The organism is Zavarzinella formosa DSM 19928, assembly GCF_000255705.1.
Classification (GTDB): domain Bacteria; phylum Planctomycetota; class Planctomycetia; order Gemmatales; family Gemmataceae; genus Zavarzinella; species Zavarzinella formosa.
Map to the genome: position 1 here is coordinate 484051 of NZ_JH636444.1, position 15395 is coordinate 499445.

The following is a 15395-nucleotide window of genomic DNA, read 5'->3' on the forward strand; positions in this document are numbered from 1 at the left end:
GCCGTTGGAACTGGCGGCCAAACCGGGGTTGCCAAGACTGTCAACGGCCCGGACGGTCACATAATAGGTCTGGCCGGCGGTCAGCGGGAGCGCGCTGTTGCCGGCGTTGGTGGCGAGGCCGACATTGGTGAAGCCCTGCACGTCGGCGCCGCCGGGTGATGTGCCAATGGCCCATTGGTAACCGGCGACGCCGTTCTCCTCGTCCGGGAACGGCGCCCAGTTGGCGGCAATCGTCGTGGATGTCTGCAAGTTGACATCGGAACCCGGACCGTCATTCACGACGAACAGACGGGCCGCCAGACCTTCTTCCACGATATGATTCAGCAGCATGGTGACGCTGTTGTCTGAGAGGTTGGCGACGACGAGGTCGGGCTTGCCGTCGCCATTCACATCCCCGATCACTACCGATTCCGGTCCTGCCGCCATCCCAGGTGATCTGGCAATTGGGCAACGCCTTGGCCAGTTCGTTGACGCCCTTTGCCTTGGTCAGGCCGAGTTTGGTCAGCCGGTTTAGTCCGGTGAGTTCGGCCAGTCCCGTGTCGGTCACCGACGTGTTGTTCAACTGGAGTTGGGTCAGGTTCTTCCGATCCTTGAGGCAGGCCAGCCCCGCGTCGGTCACCGGCGTGTTGCCCAAGGAAATAATCACAATGTTTTTGCAATCCTTGAACCCGGCCAACCCCGCATTCGTGATCTTCGTGCCGCCCAGCCGGAGAGTCGCCAGTTTCTTGCAATCCGCGAACCGGGCGAGATCGTCGTCGGTGACCCCGGCGAATTCGAGGCCGAGAAACGTCAGGTTCTTGGAGTCCGTGAACCGGGCCAAACCCGCACCGGTGACGTTCCTGCAACCACACAGGTCGAGAAGGGTGAGGTTCTTGAGGCTCGGAAACTCCAGTAATCCCCGGTCCGAGATCACCGTATGGGGCAAGGCAAGCGTGGTGATGTTGGCGCAAACCTTGAAACAAGCCAGCCCCGCGTCGGTCACATTCGTGCCGTTCAGGTCGAGGCGGATCAAATTTTGACATCCCCGGAAGTGAGCCAGCCCCGCGTCGGTCACATTTTTGCTGTCCAACAGAACAACATGCGTCAGGTCCCGGCAATCCTTGAAGACATCCAACCCGGCGTTGGTCACCTGCTGGTTTTGAATGAGCGACACGGATGTCAGCCGGAATGTCCCGCCGGGCAGGCGGGCGCGGTTGCTGATCTCATCGTCCCGGCCGTTGATCCGGAGCGTTCTGCCAACGGACAGCACATACTCGGCGGCCTTGCGGTCAGGGCCGGGGTCAGCCATGGGCGGGGCCGGGTCGTTTTTTTTCGCATCGACCATCTGCCAAAACTTGGTGCTCGGTTGTCGATTGATGGATTCCAGCGTCTTCACTTCCCGCAACGGCGAGACATCCGTCACATTCGTGTTGGTGAATTCCACCCACCTCAACGGAATCCCCCTCAACGGGGCGAGGTCGGAAGCCTTCGTGTAATTGACGCACAAATATTCCAGCGGCAACCCGGCCAGTGGCATGAGATCGAGCATTTGATTGCCGCCGCCGCCGTTCAACATCTTCAGCGGCATCCCCTGAAGCGGCTTCATGTCCGTTCCAACCCATTGCCACAAATCCAGTCCTTTGAGGGGCATCCCCTGAAGCGGCGCCAGGTTCCTGATCTTGTTGTTTGCGAGATTCAAATCAACCAAGACCATCCCTTTCAGGGGGGACAAGTCGACAAGCGAGCCCCGGCCCACGCGGGAGCCTTTCATGGAGAGGATTTGCAGACGGGGCAACGCCCGGACGGGTGAGATGTCTGTCACATAATCCGTGCAGAAGTACAACTCCGTGACGGCGTCGTCCTTGACGACGGGCCGGAAGGCGCCATCAAAATCCGGGTTGAGCCGTTTCAATTCCTTGCGCACTTCCCCGGCCTGCTCGATGGGCGGCAGCGCGGCGATTCGCCGGGCGTCCGCATCGGTGAACAGGTGAACGGCGGGCGGAGGCGAAGCCTTTGTCGTCGGATTAATTGTTCCATCCGGCGGTCCCTTCGCCAGTTCGATTGGCGGACCGTCTTGGGGTTGGATGGAGTCGGTCTTTGGCGGCCGTTCCCGGAACAAATGCGTGACCCCGGCGGCTTCCGTCACGCCCAGCGTGACGACGGACAGCAACAGTGCCACGATGGTCGCCCGCTTCCGGCGGCCGGAGCGTGCGACCGTCAGCGCCGGTTTCTCCGGCGGCGGCGCGGGGGGCAATTCCCCGAGTTCGGGGTTTGCCTTGAGCCGGGCTTCGCAGTCGGCGAGAACGCCGGCCACCTCGCGGGCCGACTTGTAACGCTCCTCCGGATTCTTGGCATGCAACTTGGAGATGATGTCACAGAGCCACGACGGCGTCTCGGGGATGATCTCGCGGATTGGCCGGGGCGTGTCTTCGACGACCCGCCTCAACACCGCCAGCGCGCCGTTGGCCCGGAACGGCGGCCGGCCGGACACCATCACATAAAGGACGCTGCCAAGGCTGAACAGGTCGGCCCGCTGGTCGAGCGGTTCTCCGGTGGCCTGCTCCGGGGCCATGTACATCGGCGTCCCGGCGATCATGCCGCTCTGGGTGATGCTAGCGTCGTCGGCGGCGCGGGCCAGGCCGAAGTCGGTGATCCTCACCCGCCGGGTGCCGCCTTCGAGCATGATGTTGGCCGGCTTGATGTCCCGGTGGATCAAATCGGCCGCGTGGGCGGCGGCCAGTCCGGCGGCGATTTGTCGGCCGATCCCCAGCACGTCAAGCACGTCAATCGGCCCGTCGCGGTCGAGCCGCTGTTGAAGCGTCTCGCCGGGGATGAACTCCATCGCAATGTACGGCAGCGGCTGTTCGCCGACCTCGTACACCTGCACCATGTTCTCGTGCCGCACCCCGGCCGACGATCTTGCCTCGCGGACAAATCGCTTGCGGGCGGGCGACGTGGCCGCCATTTGCGGGGACAGGGCCTTGACCGCGACGACCCGGTGAAGCACCTCGTCAAAGGCCCGGAAGACGACCCCGAACCCCCCTCTGCCGATGATTTGCAACACCTCGTAATGACCGATCCGGCCAAGCGAGCCGGGCCGCTGCGGCGGGGCGAGAAACGCCGTTGCCTCGTCGGAGGGGGAGCCTGATCCGCTTCAAAAGACAACGCGTCGGCGTTCTGATCGGGCGTTCCGACGGCCGGGACGCCCAGAAAACTTCCGGCCGAATCGTGCGAGCGGAGCAGCCCCTCGACCCGCTTCCGCAAGGCCGTGTTCGCCCCGCAGGCTTTGTCGAGATACGCGGACCGTGATGCCGCGTCGGGCAGGTCGATAACGGCCATGAAAATTTCACGCTCGGTCATGCCGTGGCCCCGGACAGATTCGGATGGAATCTTGGATCAATGCGCCGTCAGGCGGAAATCACGCCAGAAATTGTCAAAAAATTCTATTCACCCCCGCCGTTGGTCAGTTCTTCGTGCAACCAGGCGCGGGCAAACGCCCACATCCGGTCGGCGGTGCGGGGGGCGATCCCCATCACTTGGGCGGCCTCGGGAACCGTTAATCCGCCGAAATGCCAGAGTTCGACCAGCCGGGCGCCCTGCGGGTCTTCGGCCGCCAGCCGGGTCAGGGCGGCGTCGAGGGCCATCAAGTCGTGTCGCGGGTCCGGTTCCCCGGCGGGAATATCGCCGAGAACGGCGCGCCGAAGCTTCTCCCGGTTCTTCCGGCGGGTGCCATCCACCAAAATCCGGCGCATGGCCTCGGCGGCGGCCGCAAAAAAATGCCCCCGGTTCTCCGCGAGACTCATCCTCTGGCCCGACCAGCCGAAGGTACGCCTCATGAACAAGGGCGCTGGGCTGAAGGTTGTGGTCGGGTGCCTCGTCCGTCATGCGGGCGGCCGCGAGCTTGCGCAACTCGTCGTAGATGAGCGGAAGCAAACCGGCGGCCGCCTGTCGGTCGCCGGAGGCGGCTGCGGCAAGAAGCTGAGTCACCTCGGACATACGGTCGGATTTTATCAACTTTGAGCCGGCCGGATGACGGCGAATCGATCCTTTCAACACATCCGCCGACGGTCGAGGTTTCGGGGGCATCGGCTTCAATCACGACGCTCGTGGTGGCGGCGCCGGGACTTTTGAACCCGCTCCCGAACCGGCCAACACGCTACAGCCCTTGGTCCTTTCGGATTTTCAAACTGGTCAAAAACCACCCCCAAGTGACCGAAAAACACCTTCCAAACACCCCTCTGGTGACTTTTTGGACAGTTGGACACCCACCCGACTGGTCAAAACCAGCGGGCCAATTGAACACCATTTTTTAAAAGCCCCTTGAAAAGCCGGCAAAACCGACAGGCTCCCAAATGATTTTGGAGTAATGCGCAGCCTTTTTGAGCCATTGAAAATGGCCCATTTTGAAGGACCATCAATTTTGACAGTCCGAACAGCGTTAATCATGGCGAGCCAAATAGCGTCCGGCCCGCCCAAACATCAATGAACGGACGCCCCCCCCCCTGGTTTTCCGGGACATCCTTACATTCTCGCGGATGATTCTGGCAATCTGTTTATTGAAGAGCTTGCTGATCGTTGCGCAATGACGGTTAAGTTTTTCAGATTCTATGCCGGGTCAAAGACGCTGGCGAAGTTGGCCGACGATGCGGATGTGTGGCCCGTTGGAAGAAATAGCGGGGCATACGGCAAAGGACGCAGGATCAATCAAGCGGCGTCATGGAGGCGAAACGACCGCCGGGGTGAGGGGTCGCAACTTCGAACAATAGACAGAACAACCGACAAAGACCCCTCGCCATGTCGTTTTCAAACGGATCAAATAAGGTGGTGGCTTAACACTACATTTACGCTTCAAGCCGTTATTGAATCAACAGATCCGTCTGAAACGCAGTTAATTTGTATTGTAAAGACATTGGCTTTGCATGTCCAACAACCTTCCCAAATCCTTCCCACAGACGAAAGTTGCTTCCCAACCCAATCGAGGGTTCGTGTCGTGCGGTCGCGACTTGATCGAGCCATCGCTCGCGGCACCTTCCTATTATTCAGGAGTTGTCCATCGCTCGCTTCGGAGTGTCTCATGGCTCGTCATGGCTCGTCATCAAGTTCGAATTCAAAAGCGGAATCGGCCAAAGTCACCCGGGACGGATTGTGGGAGGCATACCGCTTGTTCGGCTACATTCTGCGCTATCAGGTCAGGTTTGTCCTGGCAATGGCGGCGCTGTTTGCCGCCAGCCTGCTCGGTTTGGTGTTTCCGTATTTGGCGGGGCGAATCGTGGACGCCGCCAATCCAAGTTCGGAATCGGCTCTCGACATGAATGCGGCCGCAGGCTTGCTCGTCATTGTGCTCGCCATTCGGGCGGCTTGCTCGTTCGGACAGACTTATTGGCTGGCCCAGGTGGGCGAGCGCAGCCTCGCGGATCTGAGGCAGGACACCTATTCCCGGTTGCTCCGATTGCCGCTCGGATTTTTCGCACAACGGCGCGTCGGCGAGCTTTCGAGCCGGGTGGCCTCGGACCTGTCGCAAATACAAGACGCCCTGACATCGGCCATTCCGCAATTCCTGCGACAAGTCGTTCTGCTTTTCGGCGGGATTGTCCTGCTGGCAATCACGTCCGGTCGTCTCACGCTTGTCATGCTCGCCTCGGTTCCTCCGTTGTTCGCGGCGTCCGCAGTTTTCGGACGAGCAGTGCGCAGACTATCGCGTGATGCCCAAGACAAACTCGCGGCCACCAACGTGATCGTCGAAGAGACATTGCAAGGTATCGCCGGCGTGAAGGCATTCACGAACGAGTCATTCGAGGAAACCCGATATCGCACCGGCATGAGCGAGGTCGTCACAAACGTGCTTCGGGTGGCCCTCTATCGCGGGGCGTTCTCGGCGTTCGTGATCTTCGCGCTGTTCGGGGCGTTCGTGCTGGTGCTCTGGTTCGGGGCGAGACTCGTGAAAGCGGGCGACATGAGCCTGGGCGACCTGACGCAGTTTTTGCTCTATACGATGTTCGTCGGCGGAGCGGTTGGCTCGTTCGCGGAGCTGTATGCCCAACTGCAACGAACCATCGGCTCGACCCAACGCGTTCGTGAATTGCTTCGTGAAGAGCCAGAAGACCAGTCGGAAAGGACGATTGCGCGACCAACCGGCACGATTGATTTTGACGAGGTGAGCTTCGCTTATCCCTCACGCAATGAAATCACCGTGCTGAGAACACTGTCGCTGAGGGCCGGAGCCGGCGAACGCATTGCCCTGGTCGGTCCGAGTGGCGCCGGGAAGTCGACGATCGTCTCCCTGTTGTTGCGGTTTTATGAACCGGACTCGGGCCGCGTTTTGATCGACGGTCGTGATGTTCGCGAATACCCGCTGCGGGGGATTCGTGAACATATGGCGACCGTTCCGCAAGATGTGTTCTTGTTCGGCGGGAGCATTGCCGAAAACATTGCTTATGGTCGGCCCGGGGCAAGCCGTGAGGAAATCGAAGACGCGGCGCGCAAGGCGAACGCGCATGAGTTCATCGCCGGATTTCCCGAAGGCTATGAAACACTGGTTGGCGAACGCGGGGTCAAACTTTCCGGAGGTCAGCGGCAACGAGTCGCAATCGCCCGGGCGATTCTGCGCGACCCGGCCATTCTCATCCTTGATGAGGCCACCAGCTCGCTGGATTCGGAAAGCGAGCATCTCGTTCAGCAAGCGCTTGACGAGTTGATGAAAGGCCGGACTTCGATCATCATCGCCCATCGCCTGTCAACGGTTCGGCGGGCTGATCGAATCTATGTCATTGACGAGGGCCGGGTGATCCAGACCGGCGACCATGAAGAGTTGCTGGCCCAAGATGGCAAGTACCGGACATTGGTCCAATTGCAGTTCGCGCATGACTGAGGCTCAGATCACGGTCTTTATCTCTCCCATGACCCAGTCCTTCACCTCGTGCCCGGCGCCGGGCACAACCCAGTCATTCCCGTCACCTCTGATCCGTTTTTACTCAGCGAGGCATCATTGATTCGCCACTGGATGATCGGAGGCGCCTGCGCTCTCTTCGAGATTGAAAGTGCGATGGCCCTTGATTCACATGAAGCTCTTCTCTCGCAATGCCGAAGAGCCTTGGCGACTGTTGGGCAAAGGTGCCTATCCGCAGGCTTCAGGAACGGCGGCCGAACCTGTGTGGAGCCGGCGTCACTTGGCCGCGTTGGCGCGATTGAACAAAGCGGCCGTCTCTTCCCACAGCGCCAGGCAATCCTTGCGCTCCTCCGGAGAAAGTTTCTCAAGTTCGGCCGGGTCGCGCAATCCGGCCAGATCGGGTGTTTCACGGCAGCGGTTGAGATGCCAGCGCACCCATTCGCTGTTCCGGGCCTGATCTTGGTCGAGGAACGCCCGGGAGATATCCAGATACGCCCTCAACCACTGCCTCGCGGCCGAGCGCAATTGTTCTCGCTTCTTCGCCCCGATTTCCGCTCCGTTCTCGCCGTGGCCGCCACCGGCCAGGGCCGCGAAGCGGGCGGCGTTTTGGAGCTGGCCCGCCCCGAGATCCCGCAGGATGTTCGGGTCGGCGGCAAAGACGTCCGCGTAAAGGCGAGCGCAGTCGCGAAATCGGTTCGCAAACTGCCGGACTCCCAAGAGCGCCAACCGCTCGTCGTTGTCTTTGGGCGGGCGCGTCCCGGCGACGAGGGCAGGCCATTCGGGAATGATCAACTCCTCGGCCTCGCGGCGAAGGGAATGGCAGATCCAACCGTCCTGATCGCGGATCTGGCTCGCCCGCCAGTCGTGCGAGGCGATGGCGGCGGCCAGCGTTTTCCGAGCCTCCTCCGCCTGCCCGCTCCGGTGTCGGGCCATTGCGAGGACCAGCCGGGGCGCCGGGCCGAGGGCTCGGGAGGCTTCCCCCTGCATGGTGGTGATCGCCTGGTCGTATCGTCCCTGGCGATACTCGGCCAGGCCCCGCACGAACTGGAACGCGTGATGGACCAACGAATACCTCGACTGGTCGGCGGCGGCCGCGCGGTTGGCAAGGGCGACGGCACGGACGAGGTCGTCTCCCGACACAGGCCGGAGCAAGCACGCGCGGCTGACCCGTTCCGCCACATACGGTTCGCTGCTGCCGCCGAACTTGGCGAGCAAGGCATGTCGGGCGAGGGCATAGTCCTCCTCCCGTCCGACGAACAGGCACAATTCGGCATACCCGTACCAATCGTCGTGTTTCGGCGGGTCGCCCTCAAAGACTTTCGCCCAGACGGCTTGTAACTCCTCGGCCCGTCCGAGCCGCAGGAGGATGCCACGTAACTCTTTGCGGGCCACTTGGTTCTTCGGGTCCATCATCACGGCCTGGCGATACTGTTCGAGAGCCTCCGACGGGCATTTCAGCGCCTCCAAACCCTTGCCCAGGATGGTGTGGAGCAAGGCAATGTCGTAGCCCAACCGAAGGGCCGTCCCGGCTTCTTCGATTGCCTCGGTGTGTCGGCCGATGGCCGAGAGGGCGTTCGCCAAATTGTAGTGCGAGATGGCGACCGTCGGGTCGAGGGCAATGGCCTGCCGCATCCGCGGGAGGGCCTCGTCAAAACGATTCGTGTTCACCAGCGCCATGCCCAGATTATGTTGGAGCATCGCCACCTCCGGCCGGATCGTCGCCGCCACTTGGTAGTAGCCGATGGCTTCCGCCTCTTTGCCGTCTTGGGCCAGCCTCATGGCCAGCCTCAGGTTCACCCAGAAGTCGCGGGGGTGCGCCTCGTGGATCCGCTTGAGAAAGAGTTGACGGAGTTTTTTCTCCGCCGTCACACCCGCCTCGGCCGCCAGCAGCAACGCCACGGACTGCTCGGCGCGAGGAACATCCGCAATCAGCTTGAGCACCGCCGCCTCGTCCTTCCAAGACGCCGGGTCGCGGGCGAGGACGCGCCAAGGCGTTGTATTTCCATCAATCTGGTTGGTTACGTCCGCCACCCAATCACGGCGGCTTGAGTCCGTGGCACAGCCGGCCCAATTGTCGAGCGCGGCCAGCAGCGCGTTGCGGATATTCGACGCCTTCACCCTCGCCGCGACCGCGTCCACCGGGTCGCCGACCTGACCGAGTCCGGCTTCGCGGAACGCAGCCTCATATTCTTCGTCGGCTTTCGTGAAGTCGAGGTTGGTCCCGACACGCGTATAACCTGTCAGACGGATGGCGTCCAGCCTTGCGACCAGTTCCAGATCGCGCGCCCCCTGCTCGACGCGGCGCTTGAGCTCATCCGACCCGAGGGAGCCGAGCCATGCCTTCGCCCGCTCCAAGGCGGCGCGTGCCTCGGGCCAGGACGCTGTCTTCATCGATTCGGCCATCTCCCGCAAATGCTCGTCGGCCGTCCGTTCTGCGGCGGCTTGCTCCGCTTCGATCCGGCGTGTGGATGCCGCGCGTTCAAAAAGGAGCCAAATCCCCCCGCCGATCAGGATAACCGCCAACAACACGGCCAAGGCGAGCGAAGCCGAAGGCACGGGCCTCCGACGGATACGCCGCGCCAGCCGTCGCAGCCGGCCCTCGGGTCTGGCGGCGATCGCCTCGCCATGGAGGAAGCGGTCGAGGTCATCCGCCAAGTCGGATGCGCCGGCGTAGCGAAGACCCGGTTCTTTGCCGAGACACTTCAAGCAGATAATTTCCAAGTCGCGGGGCACTTTGGCGTTTAATCGGGACGGAGGCACGGGATCGAGGGTGAGCGCCTGCTGGATGGTTTCTGTCGCCGTCTCCGCGCGGAACGGCGGGCAGCCCGTCAGGAGTTCGTATAAGATGGCCCCGAGGGCGTAAATATCGACGGCCGGTTCGACCGCAAGCCGCTTCCCGGCGGCCTGTTCAGGGGCCATGTAGCTCGGCGTCCCGAGCGCGGTGCCGGTGCGCGTGAGGCCGATTTCGTCATCTCGTCGCCGGGCGAGGCCGAAGTCTCCGATCTTGGGGACTTCGTCGGCGGTGAAGAACACGTTCGAGGGCTTCAGGTCGCGATGTACGATCCCGCCTTGATGAGCCGCGTGAACCGCACCCGCGAGTGTCACCAAGAGCTGGGCTGCCTCTCGGGGCGAACGGGGCGTTCCGGTCAGCTTCTGCGCGAGGTTGCCCCCGTCGACGAGTTCCATTGTGAAATAGGGTCGTCCGTCCGAATCGCCGACATCATGGATCTGCACGATATTCGGGTGCCGCAGACCGGCCACGGCCTCCGCTTCCCGTTGGAACCGCTCCCGCTCGACCTTGGACGCATACGCGCCGGCAATCGCCATCTTCATCGCGACAACGCGGTTGAGCCCAAGATGCCTCGCCCGGAAGACAACCCCCATGCCCCCATGCCCGAGGATGCCGATTACCTCGTAACCCGCGATCTGCGGAAGCGGGGCGCCATCGTGCGGGACCGCTTCTTTTGCCTCGCTCTCTGCATAAGGCGGGAACAGGGCGTCCAGTTCGGCCTGCGCCTGGCGCACATGAAGCCAGCGAGAGCGGACTTGCGGAAGCAACTCGGGGCAAGAGCGGCAAACTTCTTCCGGCGTGGCTTTCGAGTCAAACAATTCGTCAAGCAACTCAAGCAGGCGAGGTTCGTCGGGCATTGCGTGTTCTCCAGGCCAGTTGTGTTCCCTGCCGCGCCGGACGAAGAGGAAGCCAAACGCCTAAATCAAGTCCGGTGGCGTGTCATCCGGGCGAAGATCGCGCAACTGCCCCGTCAGAAGCAAGAGGCCGCGATTCAGCCGCCGCTGCACCGTTTTCACCGAGACTCCGAGCAACTCCGCAGCTTCGGGGTGGGTCATTCCCTGAATCCGCACGAGATCGAACGCCTCGCGTTCTTCTTCCGTCAGACCGTCAATCGCCGCAATCATGCGACGCCCCTCCGATGTCAGGCCGGAATCGCTGTCGGCCGGCGCCGGGAGCAGCCCGTCAAGGCCCTCGGCGGCACGTGGCCCCTCATCCAAGCGTCGGGCAAGGTCATTTAACTCCCACCGCAGGTGTTGGCCGGCCAGCGCGAAGAACTGGCGCACGGTCGCCGGACGGGCCTCGCGCAGAGCCTTGAGCAGTCGTTCGACCACGGCCCCAAGCATCTCGTCAACATGCAAGTTCAGTGGGGGCCGTGTCAGACGCGGGTAGCCGCGATGCAGCACGGCGGCGCATAACTGGTGCAACCGGCGCACGGCCCGGTCGATCAGCAACCGCACGACCGGTTCGGCGGGGGCGTCTCCCGCCAGTTCATCCAAGTAGCGTTGAACGACGGCAGAGGTGGGTTCATCGTTCATCGTAACTCCCGACTTGAGAACACAGGGGCGATTATATCGCCAGCGAGTGTCCGCCCTCTACGCTTGGCCATTCGGCCAGTCCGGCTGATCACCCAAAGAGAGGGCACGACGATGGCGGGCACGAAACCGAAGATTCTGATTTTGGGGGCAACAGGCCAGGTGGGCGAGGCCGTGATCCCTCTCCTGACCGGCAACCCAGCGATCCAAGTCGTGGCGGCGACCCGCTCCCCCGAGAAATGGAAGACGCCGGGCACGACCGCCGTCGCTCTCGACCTCGACCGGATCGAGACAATCGCGCCAGCTCTCGAAGGGGTCGAACGCGCCTTCCTGGTCACGGGCTACACCGTGGACATGCTTCGCCAGAGCAAGGACTTCTTGAACACAGCCAAACAGGCGGGCGTCCGGCACATCGTTCACCTGGGCGCGTGCGGCGACGACGACACCCGCGTGGACCACTATGCCTGGCACCAGTTCATCGAGCGCTACATCGAATGGTGCGGGTTCTCGTTCACGCATTTGCGACCCGAAATCTTCATGCAAAATTTGCTCGGATATGGCGGCGAGAGCTTTGTCAAGCAGGGGATCATCCGACACTTTGTCGGCGACGCCCGGCTCAGTTGGGTCGATTGTGACGATGTCGCGGCCGCAGCGGCCGCATGCCTGCTCGACCCGGTCAGGCATGCCGGAAAAACTTACCGGCTCGGATACGAAGCCAAAACATTTGGCGAAGTGGCCGAGACTTTCACCCGCGTCCTCGGACAGCCTTTTTCCTACGAAGCCCGACCGCCGGAGGAGTTTCTTCAAAAGGTGCTCGCGGCCGGGTCGGAGCCTGCGTACATGCGTTGCGTTTACAACAGCTATGTCTGGCTCACCGCCGGCGTCGATCTCGGCGCGGACAAGGTGTTCGACAATTTCCCCGCGATCACCGGCCGTCAACCTCGGACGGTGGCTGACTTCGCAAAGACACATGCGGACAGGTTCCGGTATTAAACCGTAGCCAAAGCATGATTTCGTGTCCGCCCTCCACGCTTGGTTTCGCAACCGGACAGGAAAGCCTTGCGATTCAGCAAACTGAATGCTTGTGATCCGGTCGGGCGATGCGTTCTGTGTTTGGACGCAGCCTCGAAATCTCTCAGTCACAATCTTTTTGAAGGAGCCGGTCATGGGCAAGCTCACGGGTAAAGTCGCGGTCGTCACGGGGGCGTCCAAGGGCATCGGAGCGGCCGTCGCCAAGGCGCTCGCGGCGGAGGGGGCGGCCGTGGTGGTGAACTACGCCTCCAGCAAGGCTGGCGCGGACGCCGTGGTCACGTCCATTACGAAAGCCGGCGGGAAAGCGGTCGCCATCGGCGGCGATGTCTCCAAAGGGGCCGAGGCCCAAGGCATCATCGAAGCGGCGATCAAGAACTACGGGCGGCTTGACATTCTTGTCAACAACTCCGGCATCTATGAGTTCGCCCCGATTGAGGCCGTCACCGAGGAACTTTTTCACAAGATGTTCAACATCAACGTGCTCGGCCTCCTGCTCACCACCCGGGCGGCTGTCAAACACCTCGGCGAAGGGGGCTGCATCATCAACATCGGGTCCGGCGTTACCCGCATCACCCCCGCGAACAGCACGGTCTACACCGGCACGAAAGGGGCTGTCGATGCCATCACCGGCGTGCTCGCGCGAGAACTCGGGCCGAGGAAAATCCGTGTCAACTCCATCAACCCCGGTATGGTCGAGACCGAAGGCACACACAGCGGCGGGATGATCGGCTCGGACCTCGAAAAAGCCCTGATCACCCAAACTCCCCTCGGGCGCACCGGCAGGGTCGGCGATATCGCCCCTCTTGCGGTTTTTCTCGCCTCGGACGACTCCGGCTGGCTCACCGGCGAGTTGCTCCTGGCGACCGGCGGCATACGCTGACCCGAGACGACTTGAGCCAATGACCCGCGATCCCCGAGAAAACATGGTGCGGTGATGAAGAAATGCTTTTGCATCTGTTTCGTGTTCGTCCTGGGGTGCGGCAGGCCGCCGGCAATCGCCCCGCCGGAGCCCCCCGTGGTGACTGTCGAGCGGCCGGTGGAGCGGACGCTCGACACCTATTACGAGTTCACCGGCTACCTCCGGGCGGCCCGCGAAGTGGAAGTGCGGGCTCAGGTGACGGGCTATTTGAAGACCATCCATTTCAAGGAAGGCCGGTTGGTGAAGGGTGGCGATGTGCTTTACGAGATTGACTCAGAGCCTTATGAGGCGGCTCTATTGAGCGCCCGAGCAAATCTTGCAGCCGCCGTCGCCAGTTTGCAAAAATTGACTGCCGACGTGATCACGGCCGAAGAGCGCTACGCGCTCGCCAAAGTGGAGTACGAGCGCCAATCCAAATTGGCCCAGACGGGCGCCGTCAGTCAGAGCGACTTTGACAAAACGCAATCCCTGTTCAAAACGACCACCAGCGAAGTGAGCGCCGCGAAGGCCAATCGTGATTCTCAAACGGCGGTGCGTGACTCGGCGAGCGCGGCGCTGCGGAAGGCGGAGTTCGACCGTAACAACTGCGTGATCCGGCTGAGCGCCAAGGACATCACCGCCCCGGAAAACCTGACGATGAACACATCCGGCGGCGACATCCAAGCCCGGATCAGCCGCACACTGATCACGGAAGGAAACCTCGTGCTCAGCGGCCAGACAGTGCTTTGCAAGGTGGTGTCCCTGAACCCCATGTACGGCTATTGGGACATCGATGAGATGACATCACTCGCGTATCGGAAACTGATCTACGACGACAAAACACTGCCTGACCCGCGTCTCCACGCGCTCAAGTGCTGGATTGGCGGCAAATCAGACACGGGTTACCCGCACGAGGGCTACGTGAACTACATCGCCCCCGAAATATCACGCGGCACGGCGAGCCGGGAGGTGCGCGGCGTGTTCCCGAACCCCGATCACCGCCTCTCGCCGGGTGATTCCATCCGGATCAAGGCGGAAGCCGGGCCGCCGATGAAGAAGGTCACGATCCCCGAGATTGCCGTCGGCATCCGGCAGCAACAGAAGTTCGTCTATGTCGTCGTCCAGAAAGAGGGGAAAGAGATCGCGGAATTCCGGCCGATTGTCGCCGGTCCGGTCCGCGAGGTCAACGGTGTGCGGTTGCAAGTCATCGAGCAGGGCCTCTCCGTCAAGGACATGGTCGTCGTCAACGGCCTTCTGCGCGTGCGCCCCGGCGCCCCGGTGACGGCCACGGAACAATCATCGCCGGTCTCGCCGAAATAATTCACCGCTCCCCCCACAGGACGACACCATAATGGCCCAATATTTCATCACGCGGCCCATCGCCGCCATCGTCATCGCCTTGCTCACGATGATCGGCGGCCTGCTGGCGCTGACTTCCCTGCCGATCTCGCAATACCCGGATGTCGTGCCGCCGCAAGTGGTGGTGACGGCGGTTTATCCCGGTCAGAACGCGGAGAAGGTCGCCGTCGAGGTGGCCCAGCCGATTGAGGAGCAAATCAACGGCGTTGAAAACATGCTTTACATGGAGAGCCAAAGCACCAACGACGGGGCCATGCGGCTGACCGTCACCTTCAAAGTGGGCACCGACCCGGACATGGCGCAGGTGCTTGTGCAAAACCGGGTCGCCATCGCTCTGGCGAGACTGCCCGAAGTGGTCAAGCAAATCGGCGTCACGACCAAGAAACAATCGACGGCTATTCTGCTCGTCGTCACGTTGGTCTCCGAGACTGACCCGCAGACGAAACAGCCTAAGAAGGACCAACTCGCGCTCTCGAACTACGGCCGAATCAACGTCAAGGACGACCTCGCCCGGGTGCCCGGCGTTGGTGACGTGGTCATCTTCGGCGAGCGAGAATATTCGATCCGGGTCTGGCTTGATCCCGCCAAGATGAACGACTTTAGTGGTGCATCCGCCAAATATCAATACACTATTTGGCACTTCATTTTTGGCAGGAATCTCCGCATGCCACGACGTGTTTGGAAGCCACTACGTCTCCGGGAGATGACGGCTGAGGAACGGGCCGAACTCACCCGGCTGACTCGTTCTCGTAAATCCGAAGCCCGCGTCGTCGAACGGGCCGCCATCCTCCTGGCCCTGGCCGATGGCGAGAAGCCAGCCCACATTGCCCGCCGGCTGGGCGTCACACGGATCACCGTGTATGGCCGCTTGCGCCGGTTCAACCGGGTCGGCCTGCGGGCGTTGCACGACGCCGCCCG

Annotated in this window: 8 protein-coding genes and 2 pseudogenes; 5 read left to right on the forward strand and 5 right to left on the reverse strand. The window is 62.0% G+C overall.

Features of this window, described 5'->3' with window-relative positions:
* From BGIM_RS66075 to BGIM_RS53235, 3 genes and pseudogenes are all read right to left on the reverse strand, one after another.
* Positions 1 to 390: pseudogene (locus BGIM_RS66075) on the reverse strand (hypothetical protein); the annotation flags it as partial.
* Entirely contained in the window at positions 272 to 3043 is a 2772-nt protein-coding gene (locus tag BGIM_RS58565; protein ID WP_020473553.1) for a protein kinase domain-containing protein, read from the reverse strand. The gene BGIM_RS58565 and the pseudogene BGIM_RS66075, both read right to left, overlap by 119 nt.
* A gap of 379 nt (positions 3044 to 3422) precedes the next feature.
* Positions 3423 to 3975, reverse strand: a pseudogene (locus BGIM_RS53235) (ECF-type sigma factor).
* Between the two features lie 1078 nt (positions 3976 to 5053).
* Here BGIM_RS53235 and BGIM_RS0130960 point away from each other — a divergent pair.
* Positions 5054 to 6847 carry an ABC transporter ATP-binding protein gene (locus tag BGIM_RS0130960; protein WP_020473557.1) on the forward strand — a complete coding sequence of 598 codons (1794 nt, stop codon included), beginning with the start codon at positions 5054 to 5056 and terminating at the stop codon, positions 6845 to 6847.
* A gap of 294 nt (positions 6848 to 7141) precedes the next feature.
* On the opposite strand, the gene BGIM_RS58570 is transcribed toward BGIM_RS0130960, so the two are convergent.
* Together BGIM_RS58570 and BGIM_RS0130970 are read right to left on the reverse strand one after the other, a co-directional pair.
* A complete protein-coding gene (locus BGIM_RS58570; RefSeq protein ID WP_020473558.1) occupies positions 7142 to 10513 on the reverse strand; it encodes a protein kinase domain-containing protein in 3372 nt (1123 codons plus the stop codon).
* A 60-nt stretch (positions 10514 to 10573) separates the two neighbouring features.
* Entirely contained in the window at positions 10574 to 11191 is a 618-nt protein-coding gene (locus BGIM_RS0130970) for a sigma-70 family RNA polymerase sigma factor (protein WP_020473559.1), read from the reverse strand.
* A 111-nt stretch (positions 11192 to 11302) separates the two neighbouring features.
* Here BGIM_RS0130970 and BGIM_RS0130975 point away from each other — a divergent pair, with 111 nt between their 5' ends.
* From BGIM_RS0130975 to BGIM_RS67350, 4 genes are all read left to right on the forward strand, one after another.
* Positions 11303 to 12181, forward strand: a complete 879-nt coding sequence (locus BGIM_RS0130975) for an NmrA family NAD(P)-binding protein (protein WP_020473560.1) — start codon at positions 11303 to 11305, stop codon at positions 12179 to 12181.
* Positions 12182 to 12353: 172 nt separating this feature from the next.
* Positions 12354 to 13100: a glucose 1-dehydrogenase gene (locus tag BGIM_RS0130980; protein WP_029630913.1), complete on the forward strand. Its 747-nt coding sequence runs from the start codon at positions 12354 to 12356 to the stop codon at positions 13098 to 13100.
* A gap of 135 nt (positions 13101 to 13235) precedes the next feature.
* A complete protein-coding gene (locus BGIM_RS0130985) occupies positions 13236 to 14438 on the forward strand; it encodes an efflux RND transporter periplasmic adaptor subunit (RefSeq protein WP_157369552.1) in 1203 nt (400 codons plus the stop codon).
* Between the two features lie 31 nt (positions 14439 to 14469).
* Positions 14470 to 15395 (forward strand): helix-turn-helix domain-containing protein (locus BGIM_RS67350; protein WP_157369553.1); only part of this gene is annotated, 926 nt, incomplete at its 3' end.